At 71.3% G+C, this 23,514-nt stretch carries 22 protein-coding genes; 9 read left to right on the top strand and 13 right to left on the bottom strand.

Translation table 11 applies throughout. From position 1 onward, the window contains the following. From KVS67_RS10000 to KVS67_RS09965, 8 genes are all read right to left on the bottom strand, one after another. Nucleotides 1-339, bottom strand: a 339-nt coding sequence (locus KVS67_RS10000) for a hypothetical protein (protein WP_217565302.1), incomplete at its 3' end; no start/stop codon positions are given. Continuing rightward, on the bottom strand, nt 336-1,145 hold the full coding sequence (locus KVS67_RS09995; RefSeq protein ID WP_336627802.1) for an LD-carboxypeptidase: 810 nt from the start codon (nt 1,143-1,145) through the stop codon (nt 336-338). The genes KVS67_RS09995 and KVS67_RS10000, both read right to left, overlap by 4 nt. Nucleotides 1,146-1,323: 178 nt before the next feature. Further along, a complete protein-coding gene (locus KVS67_RS09990) occupies nt 1,324-2,904 on the bottom strand; it encodes a long-chain fatty acid--CoA ligase (protein ID WP_231866344.1) in 1,581 nt (526 codons plus the stop codon). A 39-nt stretch (nt 2,905-2,943) separates the two neighbouring features. After that, entirely contained in the window at nt 2,944-4,125 is a 1,182-nt protein-coding gene (locus KVS67_RS09985; RefSeq protein WP_063190020.1) for an acyl-CoA dehydrogenase family protein, read from the bottom strand. A gap of 46 nt (nt 4,126-4,171) precedes the next feature. Then, nucleotides 4,172-5,023 carry a CoA transferase gene (locus tag KVS67_RS09980; RefSeq protein WP_044658735.1) on the bottom strand — a complete coding sequence of 284 codons (852 nt, stop codon included), beginning with the start codon at nt 5,021-5,023 and terminating at the stop codon, nt 4,172-4,174. After that, nucleotides 5,020-7,197, bottom strand: coding sequence for a 3-hydroxyacyl-CoA dehydrogenase NAD-binding domain-containing protein (locus KVS67_RS09975; RefSeq protein ID WP_063190018.1), 2,178 nt, complete (start codon nt 7,195-7,197; stop codon nt 5,020-5,022). Before KVS67_RS09975 ends, KVS67_RS09980 begins: the two co-directional genes overlap by 4 nt. 46 nt (nt 7,198-7,243) lie before the next feature. Further along, nucleotides 7,244-8,458, bottom strand: a complete 1,215-nt coding sequence (locus KVS67_RS09970) for an acetyl-CoA C-acetyltransferase (protein WP_036313873.1) — start codon at nt 8,456-8,458, stop codon at nt 7,244-7,246. 45 nt (nt 8,459-8,503) lie between these two features. Continuing rightward, a complete protein-coding gene (locus KVS67_RS09965) occupies nt 8,504-10,186 on the bottom strand; it encodes a long-chain-fatty-acid--CoA ligase (RefSeq protein WP_063190016.1) in 1,683 nt (560 codons plus the stop codon). 218 nt (nt 10,187-10,404) lie between these two features. On the opposite strand from KVS67_RS09965, the gene KVS67_RS09960 reads away from it, so the two are divergent. The 3 genes from KVS67_RS09960 to KVS67_RS09950 all read left to right on the top strand — a co-directional run bounded on the left by KVS67_RS09960 (nt 10,405) and on the right by KVS67_RS09950 (nt 14,429). Further along, nucleotides 10,405-11,010 (top strand): TetR/AcrR family transcriptional regulator, encoded by a 606-nt coding sequence (locus KVS67_RS09960; protein WP_036313866.1) that lies wholly within the window; start codon nt 10,405-10,407, stop codon nt 11,008-11,010. A gap of 227 nt (nt 11,011-11,237) precedes the next feature. Further along, nucleotides 11,238-11,804 (top strand): DinB family protein, encoded by a 567-nt coding sequence (locus KVS67_RS09955; RefSeq protein ID WP_041104677.1) that lies wholly within the window; start codon nt 11,238-11,240, stop codon nt 11,802-11,804. A 93-nt stretch (nt 11,805-11,897) separates the two neighbouring features. Further along, the gene (locus KVS67_RS09950) at nt 11,898-14,429 is read left to right on the top strand and encodes an HAD-IC family P-type ATPase (protein WP_069941807.1); all 2,532 of its coding nucleotides are present in this window, start codon (nt 11,898-11,900) and stop codon (nt 14,427-14,429) included. Nucleotides 14,430-14,435: 6 nt separating this feature from the next. On the opposite strand, the gene KVS67_RS09945 is transcribed toward KVS67_RS09950, so the two are convergent. Continuing rightward, nucleotides 14,436-15,257: a hypothetical protein gene (locus KVS67_RS09945; RefSeq protein ID WP_217565301.1), complete on the bottom strand. Its 822-nt coding sequence runs from the start codon at nt 15,255-15,257 to the stop codon at nt 14,436-14,438. 125 nt (nt 15,258-15,382) lie between these two features. Here KVS67_RS09945 and KVS67_RS09940 point away from each other — a divergent pair, with 125 nt between their 5' ends. Continuing rightward, nucleotides 15,383-15,835, top strand: coding sequence for an acyl-CoA thioesterase (locus KVS67_RS09940; RefSeq protein WP_073117263.1), 453 nt, complete (start codon nt 15,383-15,385; stop codon nt 15,833-15,835). A 36-nt stretch (nt 15,836-15,871) separates the two neighbouring features. Here the strand turns inward: KVS67_RS09940 and KVS67_RS09935 are convergent, their stop codons facing one another. Genes KVS67_RS09935 through KVS67_RS09925 form a run of 3 tightly spaced genes read right to left on the bottom strand, consistent with a single transcriptional unit; the run spans nt 15,872 to nt 17,930 of the window. After that, nucleotides 15,872-16,507: an energy-coupling factor transporter transmembrane protein EcfT gene (locus KVS67_RS09935; protein ID WP_217565300.1), complete on the bottom strand. Its 636-nt coding sequence runs from the start codon at nt 16,505-16,507 to the stop codon at nt 15,872-15,874. Then, nucleotides 16,507-17,268, bottom strand: a complete 762-nt coding sequence (locus tag KVS67_RS09930; RefSeq protein WP_217565299.1) for an energy-coupling factor ABC transporter ATP-binding protein — start codon at nt 17,266-17,268, stop codon at nt 16,507-16,509. Before KVS67_RS09930 ends, KVS67_RS09935 begins: the two co-directional genes overlap by 1 nt. Continuing rightward, a complete protein-coding gene (locus tag KVS67_RS09925; protein WP_217565298.1) occupies nt 17,265-17,930 on the bottom strand; it encodes a biotin transporter BioY in 666 nt (221 codons plus the stop codon). Before KVS67_RS09925 ends, KVS67_RS09930 begins: the two co-directional genes overlap by 4 nt. Before the next feature lie 290 nt (nt 17,931-18,220). Here KVS67_RS09925 and KVS67_RS09920 point away from each other — a divergent pair, with 290 nt between their 5' ends. The 5 genes from KVS67_RS09920 (at nt 18,221) to KVS67_RS09900 (ending at nt 22,954) form a co-directional block, all read left to right on the top strand. Next, nucleotides 18,221-18,637 carry an SUMF1/EgtB/PvdO family nonheme iron enzyme gene (locus KVS67_RS09920; RefSeq protein ID WP_254629324.1) on the top strand — a complete coding sequence of 139 codons (417 nt, stop codon included), beginning with the start codon at nt 18,221-18,223 and terminating at the stop codon, nt 18,635-18,637. A 112-nt stretch (nt 18,638-18,749) separates the two neighbouring features. Beyond that, complete coding sequence (gene merA, locus KVS67_RS09915; RefSeq protein WP_020624860.1) at nt 18,750-20,186, top strand: mercury(II) reductase; 1,437 nt, start codon at nt 18,750-18,752, stop codon at nt 20,184-20,186. 59 nt (nt 20,187-20,245) lie between these two features. After that, complete coding sequence (gene merB, locus KVS67_RS09910) at nt 20,246-20,908, top strand: organomercurial lyase MerB (protein WP_036336638.1); 663 nt, start codon at nt 20,246-20,248, stop codon at nt 20,906-20,908. 163 nt (nt 20,909-21,071) lie between these two features. After that, entirely contained in the window at nt 21,072-22,442 is a 1,371-nt protein-coding gene (locus KVS67_RS09905; protein WP_036336637.1) for an NAD(P)/FAD-dependent oxidoreductase, read from the top strand. A 122-nt stretch (nt 22,443-22,564) separates the two neighbouring features. Beyond that, the gene (locus KVS67_RS09900) at nt 22,565-22,954 is read left to right on the top strand and encodes a heavy metal-responsive transcriptional regulator (RefSeq protein ID WP_036334145.1); all 390 of its coding nucleotides are present in this window, start codon (nt 22,565-22,567) and stop codon (nt 22,952-22,954) included. A 218-nt stretch (nt 22,955-23,172) separates the two neighbouring features. Here the strand turns inward: KVS67_RS09900 and KVS67_RS09895 are convergent. Then, a partial coding sequence (locus KVS67_RS09895; protein ID WP_217565297.1) for an integrase core domain-containing protein occupies nt 23,173-23,514 on the bottom strand: 342 nt, incomplete at its 5' end.

Raw genomic sequence — 23,514 nt, 5'->3', positions numbered from 1 at the left:
CGCCCGACCGGCACCGCGGGCCGCATCGAGCGCCGCGGCGTCATCGCCTCCGTCACGCTGCCCGGCGTGGATGTCCGCCCCCAAGGCTGCGATGACGCGTTGTACCAGCTCGACCTGCTTCTCCGGCGTTTTCGCCTGCGTCAGCGCATGCCGAAGCAGACCGCCGACATGAACGGCAAGTTGATGGGGCAAAGCAGTGTCACTGAGTGGTTCAAACCCCGGCTCGAGATTCTGCGCGGCGGCCAGCTGCTGCCGCACGTGCAGGGTTTCTACCTGCTCATATGCTCCCGCGGGCAGCCTAAGAAGACGCCCTGCGACCGCTTCGTCGTTAGTGCTCACGGTGCTGATTCTGACACCCCACCCGGGCACGTGGAGGAGTTCCCAAAGACGACCGATGAGTACTGCCCAGTGGCCTGCGCCGCCGCGCGCTCGACCGCGCCGCGCGGCACCTCGAAGGAGCTCGTCGGCGGCCGGGCCGCCAGCACGGCGTGCACAGCGCGCTCCCCCAGGATGCGCAGCATCCGACGCACCTCCCCGACCCACGGCAGCACCTCAAGGCAGCCGCCCCACGTCCGGCCGGTCACCGCGCGCCGCGGCCCGGCCCAGCGCCACGGTGAGGCGCCCTCGCCGACGCCGCGCGCGCCGTCGTCGTGCGGGCCCGGCACCGGCTCGCGGGTCCCGAACTCGGTGAGCGCCCGCGGGTCCAGCCAGTCGACGCCGTGGTCCTCCGACTCCCCCGGCTCCGTGATCTCCAGCCGCCCTCCCGTCAGCATGGCGGCCCGCAGGGACGCGGCGTGCACCTCATCCACAGCCGGCCCCGGCCCCAGGTGCACCTGGGTGGAGCCTCCGTAGAAGCTCGCCACGCCGTTCGCCCACAGCCACTGGTGCAGGTTGGTGTTGTCGCTGTAGCCGAGGAACGGCTTGGGGTCCGCGCGCACTGCGTCCGCGTCCAGGTGACCGATCACGGTGATCTGGTCCTCCCCGCCCACCGTGGCGATCACCGCACGGATCTGTGGGTCCGCGAACGCCGCGTTCAGGTCCCGCGCCCGGTTCTCAGGACTCGCCCCGAGCTGCCGGGTGGTGGGGTACTCGACCGGCAGCAGTCCGGTCACCTCGGCCAGGCGGCGCATCGCCTGCTCGTGCACCGCGGGCGCGAGCCAGGCGCCGCGAACGACGGCGAGACGACGGCGATCCTGTCGCCCGGCTGGGCCTTGGGCGGGTGGACGAGCGGCTGAGTCATACCGGGAGCGTAGCGAGAGGCCATCTGTCCGTCGTTCCTCTCACTCAGACCAGACCACCCGCGTCCAGACCGCCCGGCGCCCCTCACCCCTGACGCAGCTCGCGGCGCAGGATCTTGCCCGTGGCGTTCTTCGGCAGCCCGTCCAGGACGGTCACCTCCCGCGGCTGCTTGTAGCGGGCCAGCCGCTCGGCCGCGAACGCCTGGAGCTCCTCCCCCGTGACGGCGCTGCCCGGGGCCAGCGAGACGAAGGCGGCGATCTCCTCGCCCAGCCGCTCGTCCGGCACACCCACCACGGCGGCCTCGACCACGTCCGGGTGCTCGTAGAGGACCTCCTCCACCTCGCGGGGGTACACGTTCATGCCGCCGCGGATGATCACGTCCTTGAGCCGGTCCACGATCATCACGTACCCGGCCTCGTCCCGGCGGGCGATGTCCCCGGTGCGGAACCAGCCGTCCTCGTCGAACGCCGCCTCCGTGTCCTCCGGGCGACCCCAGTAGCCGGCCATGATGCCCTCGCCCCGGATGCGCAGCTCACCGGAGGTCGCCAGGTCCTCCTCGGGCACCTCGGTGCCGTCCATCGCGACGATCCGGAACTCGAAGCCGTCCACCGGCCGGCCCACGGTGCCCGGGCGGGTCGGCGCGTCCACGGGGTTGAAGAAGCACGCACCCGCGTTCTCGGACAGCCCGTAGCCCTCGAACACGGGCACGCCGTACAGCTTCTCGGCGGCGTGCAGCGTCTCCACCGGCAGGCTCGCACCACCGGAGAGGGGCATGCGCAGCCTCGAGAAGTCCGCCGGCGCGGCCCCGGCCTCACGGCGGGCCCGGGCCACGGTGAGGAACGCCCCGTGCATGGTGGGCACGCCGGGCAGGAACGTGACGCCGTGGTCCTGCAGCTGGTCATAGGCGGCCGCCGCCTCGAACCGCGGCATCAGGGACAGCGTGGACCCGGCGAACACCGCGCCGTTGAGCACCACCGAGAGCCCGAACACGTGGAACATCGGCAGCGCCGCGAACACGACGTCGTCCGGGCCGAGCCGGCCCAGGCCGGTCGCCGTCGCCATGGCGTTGGAACGCAGGTTCGTGTGCGTCAGCCGGGCACCCTTGGGCCGCCCCGTGGTGCCCGAGGTGTAGAGCAGGACGGCGTCGTCGTCGGGGTCCCGCGGGGTGATCTCCGTGACCGGGGCGATGCCCTCGGCGGCGCACTCCCGCCCGACCGCTTCGAGGTCCAGGGTGACCACCTCGACGTCGACGTTCCCGGCCACCTCGTCCACGGCCAGCAGCCCGGGCATGGCCCAGAGCATGCGCGCCCCGGAGTCCTCGAGGAAGTACTCCAGCTCACGGGCGGTGAACAGCGGGTTGAGCGGCACCATCACCGCGCCCAGACGCATGAGCGCCTCGTAGACCGCCACGAAGGCCGGGGCATTGGGCAGCATCACGATCACCCGGTCCCCCGGGCCCACCCCGCGGTGGCGCAGCCAGCCGGCCGTCGCGGCCGTGACCTGGTCCAATTCGCGGTAGGTCATGCGGGCCTCGCCGATCCGCAGGGCAACGGCATCCGGCTGCCGGGCCACGGTGGCCGAGAGCAGCTCGGCCACATGGCCCCGACGCTCGGTGGGTCGGCCGTGGGTGGTCGCGGAGGTGTGGGGGGTCTCGGAGGTCGTCACGGTGGCTCCTGATCTGGTGGGGCGGTCGTCGGAGGGGATTCAGAGGAAGGCGGAGTGTCCGGTGAGGCCGCGGCCCACGATCAGCGAGTTCACCTCGTAGGTGCCCTCGTACGTGAAGATCGCCTCGACGTCGCAGAAGAACCGGCCGAGCCCGACGTCGGCGAGGATGCCGTTGCCGCCCATCATCTGGCGGCCCAGCGCGGCCGACTCGCGGCACATCTGGGAGGTCTTCAGCTTCACCAGGGAGGCCTGCGTCATGGACACCTCCCCGGCGGCCTCCAGCTGCACCGCCCGGTGCGCCATGCCCAGGGTGGCCGCCAGGTTGGCCGCGATCTGCACGAGCAGGGACTGCACCAGCTGATGCCCGGCGATCGGCCGGCCGAACTGGGTGCGCTCCAGCGCGTAGCGGCGGGCGGCGTCGAGGATGCCCTGCTGCGCGCCCACGGCCTGCCAGCCCAGACCGTTGCGGGAGCCCAGCAGGATCACGTTGGTGTCCGCGAAGGTGTTGGCCTTCTCCAGCTTGTTCTCCGCCGGGATGCGCACGTCCGTGAAGGTGATGTCCGCGTTCTGGACGATCTTCACTGCGGTCTTGTGCTCGATCTTGGTGGCCTCGTAGCCGGGGGTGTCGGTCTCCACGATGAAGCCCTTGACCTGGTCGTCCTCCTCGTCCCGGGCCCACACGATCGCGATGCGGGACATGGTGCCGTTGCCGATCCACCGCTTGGCCCCGTTGATCACCCACTCGTCCCCCTCCCGGCGGGCCGTGGTGGCCATGCCGCCGGCGACGTCGGAGCCGTGCTCCGGCTCGGTCAGCGCGAAGCAGCCGGTGTACTCCATCGCGTACAGGCCCGGCAGCCACGTCTGCTTCTGCTCCTCCGAGCCCAGGGCCTCCAGGGTGGCCCCGACGAGGTCGTTGTGCAGGGCGAAGTACACGCTGAGGGAGATGTCCGCGCGGGCCAGCTCGGCCATCAGGTGCCCGCGGAACAACGGGTCCTCGGTCATGCCGCTGATGTGGTTGTAGCCCAGCTCCCCGACGCGGCGGGCGATCTCGTGCGGGAACTCGTCCCGGCTCCAGGCCTCCGCCACGTGCGGGGTGACGATCTCGGCCAGGGCGGCGCGGATCTCCGTGAGCTCCTCCTGCTGCTCGGGCGTCAGGAGGCGGTGGTACTCGAGGACGTCGACGTCGATCAGCGAGCGGGTGCGGGAATCCGTGGTGGTCATGAGGGGCTCCTGGAGGTCGTTCGAGGGGGGTGCTGAGTCGTGGGGGTCAGGCGGTGGGGCTGGCCAGGGCGGTGAGCGGGATGCCCCGCTCCTCCCCCCATGCCTGCCAGTGGGCGGCGTCGTGCCGGGAGAGGGCCTCGGTGAGCTGCGCGCGGACGTCCCCGTCCGCGTCCAGCCCGAGGCCCTCGACAAGCGCGGCCGCGAAGTGCGGCTCGAGCGCGCCGACGGCCACATGGCCCTCGGCCGCCGGATACACCCCGTAGTGGGGCAGGGCCCCGCCCAGGGGGCTGCGCGGGCCCGTCATGCGGTGCCGGTTGGGCAGGGCCAGGGCGTGCGCCGCATCGGCGAGCGCCACCGTGGCATGCCCGCCGTCCCCGTCCGCGCCGCGGGCCCACAGCAGGGCCAGCGCGGCGGAGACGGCCCGCTCGGCACCGTGCAGATCCGCCGCGAGGATCCGCGGTGGAGCCCCCGGCGCCAGCAGGCCCGCCGCGGCCTGGTAGTTGATGTCATGGCCTGGCACGTCCGTGCGGTCCCCGTCGTATCCGGTGATGTCCACCTGGCAGATCCGCCGGTGGCGGGCGCGGACGGCGTCGGCGTCCAGGCCCAGCCGGCGCAGCGCCCCGGAGCGGTGGGAGGTGAGGAACACGTCCGCCTCGGCCAGGATCTGCTCCATCTCGGCAGCCCCGGCCTGGGACTTCATGTCCACGGTGCGCACCGACTGCCCGCGGTGCAGCTCCTCGTAGAGGGCCGGCACCAGGGTGGCCACGGGGTCCCCGCTGGGCGGGAGCACCGTGACGATGTCGGCGCCCAGCTCCTGCAGGCGGGCCGCGGCGACGGGCCCGGGCAGGTTCAGCGCGATGGTCACCACGCGCACCCCGGCCAGCGGTGCGGCGCTCATCGGCCCGGCCCCTCGCCTCGCTCGGCCAGCTGCCGGAGGGTGCCGCCGGGACGGAACCGCTCGCCGTAGCGGTCGGCCAGCTCGTCGGCGCGGGCCACGAACGCGGCCGGTCCGCCCTCGCGGTGCGTCATGAACGACACGGGCCCACCGGTGTGCGGCGGGAAGCCGATGCCGAACACGCCGCCGAGGTTCGCCGAGGGGGCGTCGGTGAGGACGCCGTCGTCGAAGCAGCGGGCCGTCTCGATGGCCATGCGGTACAGCAGGCGGTCCTGCAGGTCCTGCTCGGGCACGTCCGCCCCGGTGGCGAAGTGCTCGGCCAGGCCTGGCCACAGGTGCTTGGGGCCCTGTTCCGGGTACTCGTAGAAGCCGGCGCCCTGAGCGCGGCCCGGGCGGCCGAACTCGTCCACCATGCGCTCCACCACGCGCTCGCCCGGACGCACCGGACGCTCACCGCTGGCCTCGGCGACGGCCTTCTCCTCCTCGCGGCGGATGTGCTGGATCAGGGTCAGGGAGACCTCGTCCATCATGGCCAGCGGGGAGGCCGGGAAGCCGGCGTGGCGGGCCGCCCGCTCGATCCGCTGCGCGTCCACGCCCTCCTCCACGAGGGCCGCGGCCTCGAGCACGAGCGTGCCGTAGACGCGGGAGGTGTAGAAGCCGCGCCCGTCGTTGACCAGGATGGGCAGCTTGCGGATCTGCTGCACCAGGTCGTAGGCGCGCTCCACCGTGCGCGGGGAGGTCTGCTCACCACGGATGATCTCCACGAGCTTCATCCGGTCCACCGGGGAGAAGAAGTGCAGGCCGATGAAGTCCTGGGAGCGCTCCCGCGGGCCCTGCAGCAGGGTGATCGGCAGCGTGGAGGTGTTGCTGCACAGCAGGGTGTCCGGGCCGACCACCTTCTCCACCTCGGCGAACACCGAGTCCTTGAGCTCGACGTCCTCGAACACGGCCTCGATCACCGCGTCCACGTGCGCGAGGTCCTGATAGTCCTCGGTGGGCTGCACGCGGGCCAGGACGGCGTCGGCGTCCTCGCGGCTCATGCGCCCCTTCGCCACGCGCCCCTCGAGGAGGGCGCCCACCCGCTCACGGCCGCGCTCGGCGGCCTCCAGGCTGACGTCCTTGAGCATCACGTCCACGCCGTTGAGCGCGAGCGCGTGGGCGATGCCCACGCCCATCATCCCGGCGCCCAGCACCGCCGCCGTGGTGATCGTGCTGCGCTCGCGGGAGGGACCGCCCAGGGCCGCGCCGGAGCGCAGCGCCTGCATGTCCGAGTGGAACGCCTGGATCATGGCGGAGGAGGTGTGGCCCGTCACGAGGGACACGAAGTACCGGGTCTCGATGCGCGAGGCGGTGTCGAAGTCCACCTGCGAGCCCTCCACCGCGGCGCTGAGGATCGCCTTCGGGGCGGGCAGGTCCGCGCCGTGGAGCTGCCGGCGCAGGGTGGCGGCGAACGCGGGCAGGCGGGAGGCGAAGGAGGCCTGGGCGGGGGTGCCGCCGGGGATCCTGAAGCCCTTGACGTCCCAGGGCTTCGCGGCGGCGTCGGCGTCGTCGCGGTGCTCCAGGATCCAGCGCTTGGCGGCGGGCACCAGGTCCGCGGGGTCGGTCACGACCTCGTCGATGATCCCCTTCTCCATCGCGGCCCGGGCGTCGCGGGCGGTGCCCTGCAGCAGCCACTCCATCAGGGCGCGCTCCACGCCCACCATGCGCACCAGGCGGGTGATGCCGCCGCCTCCGGGCAGCAGGCCCAGGGTGACCTCCGGGAGGCCGACCTTCAGCCCCGGGTCGTCCACGGCGATGCGCCGGTGGCAGGCCAGGGCGATCTCCAGGCCGCCGCCGAGCGCCGTGCCGTTGATCGCGGCGACCACGGGGCGGCCGAGGGTCTCGAGGCGGCGCAGCTGGCCCTTGACCCGCTGCGTCAGCGCGAACACGGACTCCACGTCCTCGGGGCCGGCCTGGGCCAGGGAGTCCAGGTCGCCGCCGGCGAAGAAGGTCTTCTTCGCGCTGGTCAGGACGACGCCGGTCACCGTGTCCCGCTCCGCCTCCAGGCGGTCCACGACGGCGTCCATCGCGTCCTGGTACCGCTCGTTCATCGTGTTGACCCGCGCCTGCGGGTCGTCCATGGTCAGCGTGACGACGCCGTCGGCGTCCTGGTCCCAGGTGATCATGTGCTCACTCATGCCGGTGCTCTTCCTGCCGTGCTGGTCGGTCGGGTGGGTGGGGCGCTCAGACGCGCTCGACGATCGTGGCGACGCCCATGCCGGCGCCGATGCAGAGCGTGGCGATGCCGGTCCGCAGGTCGCGCCGCTCGAGTTCGTCCACGAGGGTGCCGAGGATCATGGCGCCGGTGGCCCCCAGGGGGTGGCCCATGGCGATCGCGCCGCCGTTGACGTTGGTCTGCTCCTCGGTCCAGCCCATCTCCTTCATCAGCAGCAGCGGCACGGCCGCGAACGCCTCGTTGATCTCCACGAGGTCGATGTCCGCGGCGGTCATGCCGGCCACCTCGAGGGCCTTGCGGCACGCCGGGGTGGGGCCGGTGAGCATGATGGTGGGCTCGGAGCCGACGACGGCGGCGGAGACGATCCGGGCCCGCGGACTCATCCCGGCCCGCCGGCCGGCCTCCTCGGAGCCGATCAGCGTCAGCGCGGCGCCGTCGACGATGCCCGAGGAGTTGCCGGGGTGGTGCAGGTGCTCGATCCCCGCCAGCGAGCTGTACTTCTCCAGCGCCACGGCGTCGAAGCCCGCCTCCCGGCCCAGCGCCTCGAAGGAGGGCTTGAGCGTGGCCAGGGTCTCCACGGTCGAGTCGGGGCGGATGGTCTCGTCCCGGTCCAGCACGGTCATCCCGTTCATGTCCGTCACCGGGACCACGGAGCGGGCGAACCGGCCCTCCTGCCACGCCGCCGCGGCACGGCGGTGGCTCTGCGCGGCGAAACGGTCCAGCTCTGCGCGGCTGAATCCCTCACGGGTGGCGATCAGGTCCGCGGAGACGCCCTGCGGGATGAAGTCGGTGGCCAGGGAGGTGGCCGGGTCCATGGCCCACGCGCCGCCGTCGGAGCCCATGGGCACGCGGGACATGGACTCCACGCCGCCGGCCACGAGCAGGGACTCCCAGCCGGAGCGGATGCGGGCGGCGGCCTGGTTGACTGCCTCGAGTCCGGAAGCGCAGAACCGGTTCAGCTGCACGCCGGCCACGGTCTGCGGCAGGCCCGCCTTGAGGGCGGCCACCCGGGGCAGGACCGCGCCCTGGTCGCCCACCGGGCTGACGCAGCCGAGGATCATGTCCTCGATGTCGGCGGGGTCGAGCCCCTCATGGCGGTCGCGCAGCGCGTGGGTCAGGCCGACGACGAGGTCGATCGGCTTGACCTCGTGGAGGGAGCCGGAGGGCTTGCCGGCACCGCGCGGTGTGCGGAGGGCGTCGTAGAGGAAGGCGTCCTGGGTCACGGGGTCTCCTGGGGTCGGGGTGGGTCTGGGGAGGTGGCGGGCCGGTCAGCGGCCGGAGGTGAGGGCGTCGGCGTAGTCGGCGCGCAGCTTGCGCTTGTTGACCTTCCCGACGCCGGTCCGGTCGATCTCCGTCACGAAGCGGACCTCGTCGGGCAGCTGCCAGGTGGCGAAGCGCTCGGCGAGTGCGGCGAGGACGGCGTCCTGGTCGACGTCGGAGTCCTCGTCCCGCACCACGAGGGCCAGGGGGCGCTCCTCCCACTGGGGGTGGGGGACGCCGATCACGGCGGCGTCGCGGACCCCGGGGACGGTCATGATGTAGTTCTCCAGGTCGATCGAGGAGATCCACTCGCCACCGGACTTGACCACGTCCTTCAGGCGGTCGGTGACCTTGAGGTAGCCCTCCGGGGAGAGGTAGCCCAGGTCCCCGGAGCGCCAGTAGCCCTCGTCGTCGAAGCCGGCCTCGGTGGCCTCGACGTTGTCGGCGTAGGAGGTGGTCACCCAGGGCCCGCGCAGGCGGATCTCGCCCACGTTCTCCTCGCCGGGCGGCAGCAGCTCGCCCAGGGGGTCGGTGATCTTCACGTCCACCCCGACGACGACGAGGCCCTGGAACCGCTTGAGGTTCCACCGCTCATCCTCGGAGAGGGTGTCCATGAGGCTCGGCTTCATGCGGTTGAGGGAGACGATGGGCGAGGTCTCCGTGGCCCCGTAGGCGTGGATGACCTCCGCGCCGGTGAGCTCGTCGAAGCCGCGCATCATGGCCACGGGGGGCTCGGTCGCGCCGCACAGCAGGCGCACGCCGTCCATCCGTGGGGGCGTCTCGAGGGTGCGGAGGTGGTGGAGCATCGGCATGAGGATCGCGGGCGCGGCCGGGGCCACGGTGACGCCGTGGTCCACGAGGGTGGAGGTCAGCCACGGGGTGTCCGTGAGGTTGAACCGGCCCGGCAGCACCAGGCGCGCGCCCACGGCGACGGCGGCGAACGGCAGGCCCCAGCACTGCGCGTGGAACATGGGGGTCAGCAGCAGGGCGGTGTCCGCCATGGTCATGCCCAGGGTGGACACCACGGCGTGCGCGTGCAGCCAGGTGGCCCGGTGCGAGTAGAAGACGCCCTTGGGACGGCCGGTGGTGCCCGTGGTGTAGCAGGCGCCGGAGGCGGAGCGCTCACTCACGTTCGGCAGGTCCGCTGTCTCGAGCGGCTCGTGCCCGTCGAGGAGGGCCTCATAGGACAGGACGTCGTCGCGACCGGCCCAGTCGGCGGGGAGCTCGCCGTCGCCGGCCACGATCCAGCGGATGCCCCCGGGCAGGTGCGGTTCGAGCGCGGCGGCGAGCTCCAGGAGGGTCTCGTCCACGACGATCGTCCCCACCTGCGCGTGGGTGATCACGTAGGCCAGGTCCGTGGGCGCCAGGCGCAGGTTGAGCTGCACCATGGTCGCGCCCAGCAGCGGGACGGAGAAGTAGGACTCGAGGTGGCGGACGTCGTTCCACAGCAGCAGGCCGACCCGGTCCCCCGGCCCGACGCCCTCGGCGCGCAGGGCCGCGGCCATGCGGCGCACCCGCTCCCACACGGCCGCGTAGGTGGTGGTCTGCCACGGGGAGCCGCCGCCGCGGGTGTGGATGATCTGCTGATCCCCGAAGGTCCGGGCGGCGTCCCGCAGGAGGCGAGTGGTGGTGAGCTGCTCGTCGTCGCCCATGGTGGACGGGGTGCCGAGGACGGTGTCGGTGGTCTGCATGGGTCCCCCTGGGAGGTGTGGTGGTCGCGGAGGCGGGCGGCAGTCGTCTGTGACATGCCTCACTGAGCTGATGTTGCACACTCAAGCACGATGTTGCACTAGCGTGCAAGAAGGGTGCGGGGGGCGTTTCGATCCCTGCCGTAGGGTTCAGCGAGCCCCCGCATCCTCATCTCCCGACCACGGGCCATCCCATCCGCCGACCCAGCCCCGAGGACCCGATGAACACCCCCCTGCCCTTCGATCAGGACGATCTCTCCTCCCCCGCGCGCCTGCGCCTGGCGGCCCTCGAGCTGTATGCCGAGCGGGGGGTCGAGATGGCCAGCGTCCGCGAGATAGCGCAACGGGCCGGCGTCGCCCCCGGGCTGGTGCGGCACCACTTCGGCAGCAAGGCGGGGCTGACCCGCGCCGTCGACGACGACGTGCTGCGCCTGATCGCCGCGACCCTCGACGAGGTCCCGCTCGTGGGCACCCCACAGGAGGTGTCCGCGGCCCGCGACGCGGCGTTCGCGGACCTGCTGGCCGACCACCCGGTGGTGGGGGCCTACGTGCGCCGCTCGCTGCTGGAGGCCGGCGGGGGGACCGAGTCCCTGCTGGAGCGCCTCGTGGACCTGACCACGGAACAGACCGAGCGCCTGCGCCGGTCCGGCTTCGCCCCGCGGCGCAGCATGCCGACGTCCGTGTTCGGCACCGTCATCCGGCAGATGGGGCACCTGATGGTCGACCCGTCGGCGGACCGCATCTGGCGCCGGATCGCCGAGACCCAGGAGGCCGCCGCCGAGCAACGGAGCCCGCGGGTGCGACTCGTGGTGGATCCGCCGCGGTGAGCAGGATCGCCGCCCACCGCGGCGGCGTCGTGCATCTCGTCCGGCAGGCCACGACGCCGGCCCGCCCCTTCCGGGAACGCCTGCGGTCGGTATGGGCGCACTTTTCAGGCTCAGAGCGACTGCACACGTTCCAGGTCCGCTGGCGCCCCGCTCCCACCCGCCCCCGCCCCGTCCCCGGACGCGCCGTTTCCCGAACGAAAACGCGGGTGGGGCGTAGCCTGGCCGCCATGACCACCGTGTTCTACGACGACCAGGGCCGCCCCGAGCCGCCCTTCGCCGCGGGCGAGGCCGCCACCCTGCTGGGCTTCCTCGACTTCCTGCGCGCCACGATCGAGTGGAAGACGGCGGACCTGGACACGGCCGCGCTGCACCGCCGCCTGCCGGGGCACCCGTCCGCGATGACGCTCGGCGGCCTGCTCAAGCACCTCGCGTTCGTCGAGTTCTGGTGGTTCGAGGCCGTCGCCCTCGGCGAGCCCACCTCGACGCCCTGGGTGGGCGCGGACTTCGACGCGGACCCCGACTGGGACTGGCACAGCGCGGCGCAGGACTCCGCGGCGGACCTGCGCGCCCTCTGGCAGGGCCAGGTGGAGCGGTCCCGGCAGATCGTGGTGGACCTGCTCGCGGCGGACGGCGACGACGGCGCCGCGGCCCTGGCCCGCGCCCACCGGATCCGGGAGGGGCGGGACCCGGTCTCGCTGCGGTGGATCCTCACCCACATGATCGAGGAGTACGGCCGCCACGCCGGCCACGCCGACCTGCTGCGCGAGGGGATCGACGGCCAGGCCGGCGAGTGAGCCCGCCCCACCCGCGGTCCCGCCTGCGGTCGCACCCGGGTTCATCCCCTCGTCGGATGCCCGGCCCCACGCCGGCTGGGTAGATTCTGTGCCATGGCCTCCCCCTCCCCTGCGTCCGCGCACCCGTCCGCCCCCGAGAGCGGGACGGGCCTGGGGTTCACCGGCGCGGCGGGGATCACCGGGCTCACCGCCGCCGAGGTCGCCGAGCGGGAGGCCGCGGGCCTGGTCAACGTCCAGTCGCGGGACACGTCCCGCTCGCTGGGGCAGATCCTGCGCGTGCACGTGTTCACGCTGTTCAACCTGGCGATCGCGCTGTGCGCCGTCGTCGTGATCCTGATGGGCCGCTGGCTGGACCTGCTGTTCTCGCTGGCGGCCGTGGCCAACGTGGTGATCGGCGTGGTCCAGGAGTACTCGGCCAAGCGGAAGCTGGACCGGATCGCGCTGCTGCACCAGGACGACGTCGTCGTCATCCGGGACGGGGCGCGCGTGCCCCTGCCGATGGCGCGGATCGTGCGGGACGACGTCGTGGTGCTGCGCCGCGGCGACCAGGTGCCCGTGGACGGCGAGGTCCTCGTCTCGGACGGCCTGGACATGGACGAGGCGCTGCTCACCGGGGAGAACGACCCCGTGCCCAAGACCCCCGGGGACGCCGTGCTCTCGGGCTCGGCCGTCGTGGCCGGCGCGGGCCTGGTGCGCGCGACGGCGGTGGGCTCGGCCTCGCACGCGGCCCGGCTCAGCGCCGAGGCCCGCCGCTACTCCGCCATCCACTCGGAGCTGCGCGGCGCCCTGGAGAAGGTGGCCCGCTGGCTGACGATCGCCCTGGTGCCGATCATCGCGGTGATCGTGCACGGCCAGATGACGGCGGTCGGCGGCTGGTCCCTCGCCCTCTCCCAGCCGCGCGAGGCCGCCCTGGAGCCCGCGCTGATCGCGTCCGTGGCGGCGGTGACCAGCATGATCCCGCAGGGCCTGGCGCTCATGACGACCATCGCGTTCGCCGTGTCCGCGCTCAAGCTGGCCCAGCAGGAGGTCCTCATCCAGGAGCAGCCCGCCGTGGAGGTCCTGGCCCGCGTGGACACCGTCTGCCTGGACAAGACCGGCACCCTCACCGAGGGCGGCGTCCGGTTCGACCGGCTCACCGCGCCCGCCTCGGCGGACGCGTCCCCGGACGCCCACGACGACGGCGCCCCGGCCGAGGTCGGCGACGGGGCTCGGGCCGTGCTCGCCTGGTTCGGCGCGGACCCGGACGTGAACCCCACCGCGGCGGCCCTGCGCGAGCCCTTCACGGCCGTCCCGGCCGTGGACCCCGCGGCCCAGGTGGCGTTCTCCTCCGCGCGCCGGTGGTCGGCGGTCGCGTTCGGCCCGGAGGCCGGGGCCGCGGCCGGCACGTGGCTGCTCGGCGCGCCCGAGGCCCTCGTGGACGAGCGGCTCCTGGGCCCCGACGCCGCCGAGGCCGTCCGCGCCCAGGTCCACGCCGACGCGGACGCCGGCCGCCGCGTGCTGCTGCTGGCCCGCACGGACGCGCCCCTGATCGGGGATGCGCTGCCCGCCGGAGGCGTCCCGGTCGCCGTCGTGACGTTCCGCGAGAACGTGCGCCCGGACGCCGCCGAGACCCTCGACTACTTCCACGCGCAGGGCGTGCGGACCGTGGTGATCTCCGGGGACAGCCCACGCACCGTGGCCGCCGTGGCCCGCGAGGTGGGCCTCGAGGTGGCGGGCCAGGCCTATGACGGGCGCACCCTGCCGGACGAGCCCGGGGAGCTCGCCGCCGTGATGGCCGAGCACGACGTGTTCGGCCGCGTCAGCCCGGACCAGAAGAAGGCGATGGTGCAGGCGCTGCAGTCGCGCGGGCACGTGGTGGCCATGACCGGCGACGGCGTGAACGACGCCCTGGCCCTGAAGACCGCGGACCTGGGCATCGCCATGGGCAACGCGGCCCCGGCCACCAAGGCGGTGTCCCGGATGGTGCTGCTGGACGGGCGCTTCGACCGCCTGCCGCGCGTGCTCGGCGAGGGCCGCCAGGTGATCGCGAACATGGAGCGGCTCGCCCACATCTACCTGACGAAGACGACGTACGCGCTGCTGTTCGGCGTGGTGTTCTCCCTGTTCGCGTGGCAGTTCCCGCTGCTGCCGCGGCAGGCCTCCACGGTGGACTTCATCATGATCGGCGCGCCCACGTTCTTCCTCGCGCTGCTGCCGAACCCGCGCCGCTACGTGCCCGGCTTCCTGGGGCGGGCGCTGCGGTTCGCGATCCCCTCCGGCGCGGTGATCCTGCTGTCCATGGTGGCCTTGCATGCGTACGTGCGCCTCACCGCCGGCGACGTCGACCTGGCCCGCCAGCAGGCCGCGTTCATGATCACCCTGACCCTGCTGGGCCTGTGGGTGCTCAGCGTGATGTCCCGGCCGCTGAGCGCGCGCGTGGTGGTCCTCATCCTGGCGATGTACGCGGTGCTGGCCGCCGTCGTGCTGGTGCCGGCCTCCCGCTGGTACCACCGGATGGAGGTCCCGCCCACGGACGTGCTCGTGGCCGCGCTGGTGGTCGCCGCGCTCGGGTGCGGACTGATCGAGGTCATCCACCAGGTGCACCGCCGCCACGTGGCGAGGGTGCTGGCCGCCGCGGGGGCCTGAGACCCCTCAGCGGCGGGCGCGACGCACGGCGGCCCGGTAGTCGAGCCACGTCCACACCAGCACGACGACGGCGAGCAGCAGGTACGCGACGTCCCACGCGCTGGGCCGCTCCCCGGCCACCACGCCCGGGAGACGGGTGGCCAGGATGAGCACCACGAGCGCGGTGACCGCCCAGGCCCGCCGGCGGGGCGCGACGACCCGGTCCTTGCGGAAACCCGCGGCGTACGCCTCCGGGGAGCCGAGCTCCTCGGCCAGCGGGCGTCCGGCTGCGGCCCCGCGTGCCCGCGCGTCACGGACGATCTCGGCCACCCGTGCGTCGGGCAGGTCCTTGCGCAGCCGCAGGACGCCGGCGAGGCGGCGGGCCCAGGCGTCGTCGTCGAGGGCGGCGGGGGGCTCCCCCACGGGCCGGCGGGCCGGCGGGAGCAGCCGGTGCGCGAGCCAGGCGAGGCTCGCGCAGACCGGGGCGACGGCGAGCAGCCAGAACGTGCTCCCGGTGAACAGGTGCGTCTGCGCGTTCACCTCGACGAGCCACCAGGCGAGTACCAGCACGAAGGCCAGGAGGGCGATGGCGGCGACCAGCGTGGCGGCCAGCCGCGGGACGCGGACGAGGAGCCGCTCCCAGAGGACCATCACCGCCACCCCGGCCACACCCATGAGCACCGGGGCCAGCAGCAGCCCCCACGTGTAGTCGGTGGTGAGCCCGTCCCGGAGCAGCCAGACCAGGCAGAACAGGACGGCGATGCCGGCGGAGACCGTGAAGCCGACCACCGGCACATCGCGCCAGGTGGCGTCGGGTGTGGCGGGGTCGGGGTGGGGGCGGGTGGTCATCGGTCGGGTCCCTCCTATGCGGTCCGTTGTGGATCCCTGCCGGCGACCCTACGGCCTGGTCGAGCACGTCTCGGCATCGGGCGCCCTCCCTCGTGCCGGCGTCGGCGTCGCTCTACCGTGGGGGCATGGACTCCACGCTCTTCACCCGTTCGGCCGACCGCGCCGCCCACGACGACGTCAACTTCCGCACCCGCAAGTGGGTCAAGCCGGAGGACCTCAACGCGAACAACACCCTCTTCGGCGGCTCGCTGCTGCGCTGGGTCGACGAGGAGGCGGCCATCTACGCGACCCTGCAGCTGGGCAACCCGCGGTGCGTGACGAAGCTGATCTCGGAGATCAACTTCCTGGCCTCGGCGAAGCAGGGCGACATGATCGAGATGGGCCTGCGCGCCACCGAGTTCGGGCGCACGTCCCTGACCATGCGGGCGAAGGTGCGGAACATCGTGACCGGCGAGATGATCCTGACCATCGACAAGATCGTGTTCGTGTCCCTGGGCGAGGACGGCAAGCCCGCGCCCCACGGCTTCACCGAGATCACCTACGACCGCGACCGTCTGCCCCTGGACAACCCCCTCTGAGCCGGCCCGCCACCCGACGCGGGAGGGCCGGGGGCTCTAGTCGATGCCGCGGGCGGCCAGGGCGTCCCCGACGTCGTCGGCGTGCTTGAAGCTGAGCACCAGCAGCGGCAGCGCCCAGGCCCACGGCGCCATCCGCACCCCGCGGGCGGCCTGCGCATGCCGGATCTGGGTGGCCAGCGCGCGCAGGTGGCCGATCGAGGAGAGCACCAGGCCTATCGCCAGGCCCACGCGGTCGGCGCGGAACCCCGCCCGCGCCAGGCGCGGCCCCGCCCACGGGATCCGCTCGACCGGCCGCAGCACCGCCTCGGCCACCCCGGTCATGTCCGCGATCCGGGTGGTGCGCGTCAACACCTGCGCGGTGAGCACGAGCCCGAGCACGCGCGCCACCATGAGTCCGGCCGCGAACGCGTCGGTGAAGATCCACTGCGCCGCGAACAGGACCACGTAGAACAGCCACAGGGCGCGCAGATCGGAGGCGATCATCGCCGCACCGCGCCGCAGCCCGAAGCCCACGAGATACGCGGTCACGGCACCCACGACGGCGGCGCCCGCCGTCCACCGGGACAGCGGCAGCAGGGTCAGGGCCAGCACCCACACCGCGAAGAGGCCCGTCTTGAGGCCGGCGCGGGCGTGGTGCAGGGGCGAGTCGCCGTGGATGTACAGGGAGAGCATCAGCGCAGCTCCGCCGCCACAGCGTGGTCCAGGAAGCGCTCGTACGCCTCGACCACCTCCCCGGCCGGGCCGGTCCGCTCGACGCGGCCACCGTGGATCCACACCGCCTCGTCGCACGCACGGGCCAGCTCGAGGTCGTGGGTCACCAGCAGCAGCTGGAACCCGTCCGGGGCGGAGGGGTCGGCGGCCAGCAGCCGTTCCGCCACGATCCGCCGGTGCCGGCCGTCCAGCAGGGAGGTCGGCTCGTCGGCGATCACGAGGGACGGCCCGGCGGTCATCACCGAGCACATCGCCAGCCGCTGCGCCTGCCCCGAGGACACGGACAGGCACGCCCGGTCCGCGAGCGCGGTGAGCCGGTGCTCCTCAAGCGCCGCGGCCACGCGCGCGGCGACGTCGTCCTTGGTCAGGCGGCGGCCGGCGTCGTCCCTGAGCGACTTCACGGTCAGCTCCACGTCCTCCCGGACGGTGGGCATGACCATCTGCGCCGCCGGGTTCGCGAACACGAAGCCGACGGTGCGGCGCAGCGCCTTCACGTCCCGGACGGCGTCCACCCCGTGCACGCTCACCTCCCCGGCGACGACGTCGGCCAGTCCGGCGATCGCGCGGGCCAGCGTGGACTTGCCGGAGCCGTTCTCCCCGATCACCGCCACGCGCGGGGCGGTGAGGGTGAGGTCCACGCCGTCGAGGAGGACGACGACGCCCTCGGGGCCGTCGGCCTCGACGCGGACGCCCGTGAGGGTGAGGGAACGGTCCGGGCTCATCGGAAGGCGCGGGGGTAGGCCTTCCACAGGCCGACGACCAGGATGACGGCCACGACGAGCTTGATCAGGTCACCGGGCACGAACGGGGCCATGGAGAGGACGGCGGCGCCGAACTCCATCCCGGCGAGCCCCACGAAGCCGAGCACGCCGAAGAAGTAGACCATCACGACGCCGCCGATCAGCCCGGCGACGGCCGCCCCGAGCGCGACCCGTCCGGCGCCGAGGCCGGGACGGGCCCGGGAGGTGAGGGCCCAGAAGATCAGGCCGACGATCAGCGCGGACGGGATCCAGCCGAGGATGAAGCCGGCCGTCGGGCCGGCGAACACGCCCAGGCCGCCGCGGCCGCCGCTGAGCAGCGGCAGGCCGAGCGCCACGAGCCCGGCGAACAGCGCCATCGAGGCGGCCCCGCGCCACGGGCCGAGGATCACACCGGCCAGGATCACGGCGATGTTCTGCAGCACGATCGGGGCGGGCACACCGGCGACGGCGATCGGCGGCACCAGACCGAGGACGGCCATCAACGCGGTCATGACGGCGATGCGCGCGAGGCTGCCGCCGGCGGAACCGCGACGGGGGCGGCCGGCGTCGGTGGGGCGGTCCGTCGTCGTGGTGGCCGCGGGGCGGACGTGGCCGTCGTGGGACGAGGGCACGGAAGTGCTCATGGAGGGACTCCTGGTGCGGAAGCGAGTGCGAGGGGGCGCTGCCGAGGCGCGGGGCGCATGGCGAGTGCCCGACGAGTTGAACAGTGTTCAGGAGTCTACTGCAGGGGCGGAGGTGTGGGCGGCCGGGGTGCGCTCCCGGGCGATGGTGCGTGGATGTCGAGATGCAGCGAAGATTTCACAAACGCGCAAATATGTTTCATGCGACCATGAGTCACTTAGGTATTGACATTTGAACCTTGATCGACTAGGGGTCATAGTTCTCCAGTCAGCCCGTGTGCGATGCTGACACCATGAACCAGCCCTCCATGGCCACCCTGTCTTCGGGAAAAATCACCCTGCGCGACGCCCGCCGCGGGACCACACGGGATGTGGAACTGGAGCCCTTCGAGATGGCAGTGCACCCCCTCCATGACCGGAGCACCGGACGCCCGCTCACGCCTCTGACATGGTTCGAGACCATCAACCTCTGCAACGAGCTATCCAATGCTGAAGAGCTGCAGCCGGCCTACACGCATGCTGGGGACGGACGCTCCGTCACCTGGAACACGAGCGCTGACGGGTACCGATTGCCCACCGAGGCCGAGTGGGAGTACGCCTGCCGCGCCGGAACGACCTCGCCCGCCTACGGGCCGCTTGAAGACATCGCCTGGACCGGCCTCGACCACCTCGAGGGCCCCCAGCCCGTCGTCCGTTCAGAGAACCCTTGACCTTCCCCCGTAGGGGAAGGTGCAGACTGAAGATCAACCACTGGAAAACCAGCCATCAGCTTCTGCCGTCACGCAATGAACCGGTGCCCGATGGCAGTGTAGGGAGATTCGCATGAACGAGGCAGTACCGCATTTCGATCTGGCGATCATCGGTTCCGGTGGTGGCGCGTTCGCTGCCGCGATCAGGGCAACGAACCTCGACAAACGGGTCGTCATGATCGAACGCGGGACCGTGGGCGGGACCTGCGTGAACACCGGATGCATCCCCTCCAAGGCTCTGCTCGCCGCAGCCGAGGCACGCCACACCGCCCAGGACGCCGGCAGGTTCCCCGGCCTCACCGCCACCGCGGGACCCGTGGACATGGAAGCACTCATCGCGGGAAAGCGCGCCTTGGTGGAGAACGTGCGCTCCGATAAGTACGTGGACCTCGTCGCGGACTACGGGTGGGAGCTGCGCCACGGCAATGCTGTATTCACCGGCACCGCCGCGGACCCTGCGCTGGAGGTCACCGCGCAGGACGGGACCAGGGAGACGATCACGGCCGCCCACTATCTGGTCGCGACCGGCTCCACCCCGTGGGCCGCACCGATCAATGGTCTGGACACGGTCGATTACCTGACATCGACCACGGCCATGGAACTCGACGAGGTACCCGAGTCCTTGCTGGTCATCGGCGGCGGGTACGTCGCCCTGGAACAGGCCCAACTCTTCGCCCGCCTCGGCTCGAAGGTCACCATGCTGGTGCGCTCTCGCCTGGCATCGGGTGAGGAACCCGAAGCATCCAGGGCATTGATGAGCGTCTTCGCCAACGAGGGCATCCGGGTCATCCGCCGCTCCACCGTCTCCTCCATCACCCAGGACACGGACGGCGGCATTGCCGCCCAGGCCGACATCGCCGGCGGGCGCGAAACCCTCCGGGCCTCCAAGGTCCTCATCGCCACGGGTCGGCGCCCGGTCACCGACGGGCTAAACCTGGCCGGGGTGAGCGTGAAGACCGGGGACAAGGGGGAAGTCGTCGTCGAGGACACCCTGGTGAGCTCTAACCCACGCGTTTGGGCTGCGGGGGACGTGACCGGGCACCCCGAATACGTGTACGTCGCCGCATCCCACGGCACCCTGATGGTCGACAACGCCTTCAGCGACGCCGGCCGCGCCGTGGACTACAGCCACCTGCCCCGCGTCACGTTCACCAGCCCTAACCTCGCGGTTGTCGGCATGACCGACAAGCAGGCAAGAGACGCCGGGATCAGGTGCGAATGCCGGGTTGTACCGCTGGAATACATACCCCGCGCCGTGGTGAACCGGGACACCCGCGGATTCATCAAGATGGTCGCAGACGCCGACACCGGCAGGATCGTCGGTATCACCGCCGTCGCGAAGGAAGCCGGCGACCTCGCTGCAACAGGCGTGTACATCCTGCAGGCCGGGATGACCGTCGATCAGGTCGCGAACCTCTGGAGCCCGTACCTGACCATGGCCGAGGGCATCAAGATCGTTGCCCAGTCCTTCAAGACGGATGTCTCCAAACTTTCCTGCTGCGCCGCCTGAACACCTGAACCACCGATCGCCGAACACTGACACACCATGCCTTGAAAGGAACGACCGCGATGAACAACATCAGCGAGGTCACTGACCGGCTTGCGTCCAACGAGACGGGGATGGAGCCCTGGCTGTGGATGCCCCTACTGAAACTCCTCGCCCTGGGCGACCCGGTCGACGTGAGCGACCTCGCCGCGGCGACCGGCCGTGCCGGGGAGGAAGTCCGCACTGCCCTCAAGGCGATGGGCGACACGGAGTACGACGGGTCCGGGCGGATCATCGGGCAGGGCCTGACGCAGCGCCCCACGCAGCACCGGTTCGAGGTAAACGGTGAGCAACTCTACACCTGGTGCGCGCTGGACACCCTGATCTTCCCGACCCTGCTGGGCGCATCCGCGCGTATCGAATCCTCACATCAGGCCACAGGCACCCCGGTACGGGTGGCTGTCACAGCGATGGGTGTCACCAGCGTGGAGCCGGCCACCGCCGTGGTGTCCCTGGTGAACCCGGAGGACATCAGCTCCGTCCGCTCATCGTTCTGCAACCAGGTCCACTTCTTCGCCTCACCCGACGACGCAGCGCCCTGGCTCGAAACCCACCCCGGCGGCACCATCATGCCTGTCAAAGAGGCCTACGAACTCGGATCCTCCATGGCTGAGAAGATGCTCACCCACACACCAGGACCCGCCACCGACCAGGTAAGCAACGGCGTCCAAAGCTGCGCCTGCTGAACCAACCGACCACCCACCACTACCCGCCGGACCACCACTGGCAACTGGAGGGCTTGCACGGGTTCAGTACCGGTGCAGGAGGCGGGCCGGGGCCGGTGCGAGATGTTGACGAAGGACCGGAAAGAGCCGGGAAAGATCCGCTGAATCTGAAGGAGAAATTCTCATGAGTGAACATTTCGATGTTGCCGTCCTCGGTCTGGGCCCAGGCGGGGAGGTCGCGGCCGACCGGCTTCTGAAAGCCGGGAAGAACGTCGTGGTCTTCGAGCGGGAACTAATCGGCGGGGAATGCGCCTACTGGGCGTGTATCCCTTCCAAGACCGTCCTGCGGCCGCCGGAAGCGCGCACGGAAGTTCAACGGGCCGCCGGTGTCTCCGGCGCCGAACTGGACTGGGCTGCCACTGCAAAGTACCGGGACTACATGATCCGGAACCTCGATGACCAGGCACAGGTCGACGGGTACATCAAAGAGGGCGCCGTGGTGATCAAGGACGAAGCTCGGATTACCGGACCGGGCCGGATCCAGGCTGGAGACCGCGAGATCACAGCCGAGCACATCATTATCGCCACCGGCTCCGACGCCGTGATCCCACCGTTGGACGGCATCGACCAGATCACGGCCTGGACGAACCGTGAAACCTACACCACCAGCACGCTCCCCGAGCGGGCGGTCATCATCGGCGGCAGCGCCGTCGGCGTGGAAACCGCGACGTTCCTGGCCCGCTTCGGAGTGGCCATCACCCTGATCCACTGCGGCGAGAGGTTACTGGACCGCGAAGGGCCCCGGGTGGGGGAACTTGCCCACCAGTACCTGCAGGAGGCCGGCATCGACATCCGGCTGGCCACCTCCGCCGTCCAGGCGCGGCGCGAGGGAGCCGACAGCATCATCGAGCTTCAGACACGCGACGGCGATCCAGCCGGTGAGGTGGCAGCAGACGTCGTGATCTTCGGTACCGGCCGCACACCACGCACCGAAGGACTCGGCTTCGAACACGCTGGCGTAACCCTCGGCGACCACGGAGAAATCCAGATCGACGACCACTGCCGCGCCGGCGAAAACACGTGGGCCATCGGCGACGTCACCGGCATCATGCCTTTCACCCACGTCGCGAAGTACCAAGGCCGGATCGCCGCCGACGCCATCCTCGGCCGACCCCACCCGGCCACCTACGACGGCATACCGCGTGTCGTATTCACCGACCCCGAAATCGCCGGCGCCGGACTAACCCAGGAACAGGCAACGAAGCAGGGCATCCGCACCATCGCCACGGAACTGGACCTCGCCGACGCCATCGCCCGACCCTGGACCTACGAGCAGGACCCCCGCGGGCACCTCGGCCTACTCGCCGACGCCGACCGGAAGATCCTCATCGGAGCCTGGGCCGTCGGCCCCATGGCCGGAGAGTGGATCCACCACGCCTCCCTCGCCATCCGCACGCAACTGCCGATCGACACGCTCCTGGACCAGGTCGCCCAATTCCCGACCTACCACGAGGCCTACCAGGTCGCCCTCGAACAACTCGACCTCACCCCCTAACCGGGTCGAGAAACGTACAGGCGGGAGCACGAAGGAATTGGCACACCACAAAGACCCCCATCACCTTCGTGATCTTCCAGCAAAATGGAAGATTACGGAGTCTTTCGAGAACGAGGTGAAGCATGCGTATCGGTGAAGTAGCGGCGGCCTCCGGCGTGACGACCAAGGCCTTGAGGTTTTACGAGGAGCGAGGGCTCCTGCCGCAGGCCGACCGAGCCACCAACGGCTACCGCGACTATCCAGAGGACACGATCGTCAGGCTTGAATTCATCCGGCGCAGCCAAGTTGCCGGCCTCACTCTGGCCGAAATCCTCGACATCCTCCAAATCCGGGATGCTGGCACGGCGCCGTGCGGCCACGTGCGTGATCAGCTTGCCGAGCACCTGACGAACCTGGACAGGCACATCGCCGAACTCACCGCGCTCAGAGAAACCGTTGCCGGCCTTCACGGAACCGCGGCGGCCGGCGACCCCGCTCAGTGCAATGCCGAAGTCATCTGTAGCTACCTTTGATCATCGGCACATCCACAACCAGACGTTTCAACGGAATCACTCAGCGACGACGGACCGCAATCCATAAGCCGCACCGCCGGCAGACGTAAGCCGCGCCATCCGCCAACGCGTGCAACCTGCTCAACGGCAGACGCCGCCCACAGCACGAACAGTGCGCACTGGTGTCGCTGGTTTGGACCATTGTCCATCGTAAGACCGACTCTTCAACCACAGGCCCTCTAGGTGTAAGAGGTCATGACGTTGTTGACTCGGGCCGGGGCCAACGAGGCCGGTGGAGCATCTCCGCAGGAGGTATGCGGCCGATGGTAGTTGTAGTGGTTCACCCACACTGCCAACGCCTCACGCCGGGCCGTCTCTGAGGTATACGGGCGGGCGTAGAGGACCTCATCGACCATCAGCCGGTTGTAGCGTTCGACCTTCCCGTTATGGCGGGGCGTGTAGGGCCGGATCCGGTGGTGCCGGCCCCCGAGCGAGACCACCTTCGCGGTGAAGTCCACGGCCCGGTAGTTGTTGCCGTTGTCCGTGATCACCCTGTCGATCCGGATGCCGTGGGCGGCGAA

This window comes from Micrococcus sp. GbtcB5, from assembly GCF_019091605.1.
GTDB lineage: Bacteria > Actinomycetota > Actinomycetes > Actinomycetales > Micrococcaceae > Micrococcus > Micrococcus luteus.
The sequence above is the reverse complement of the archived record's forward strand: the minus strand, read 5'-3'. Positions and strand labels throughout refer to the sequence as shown.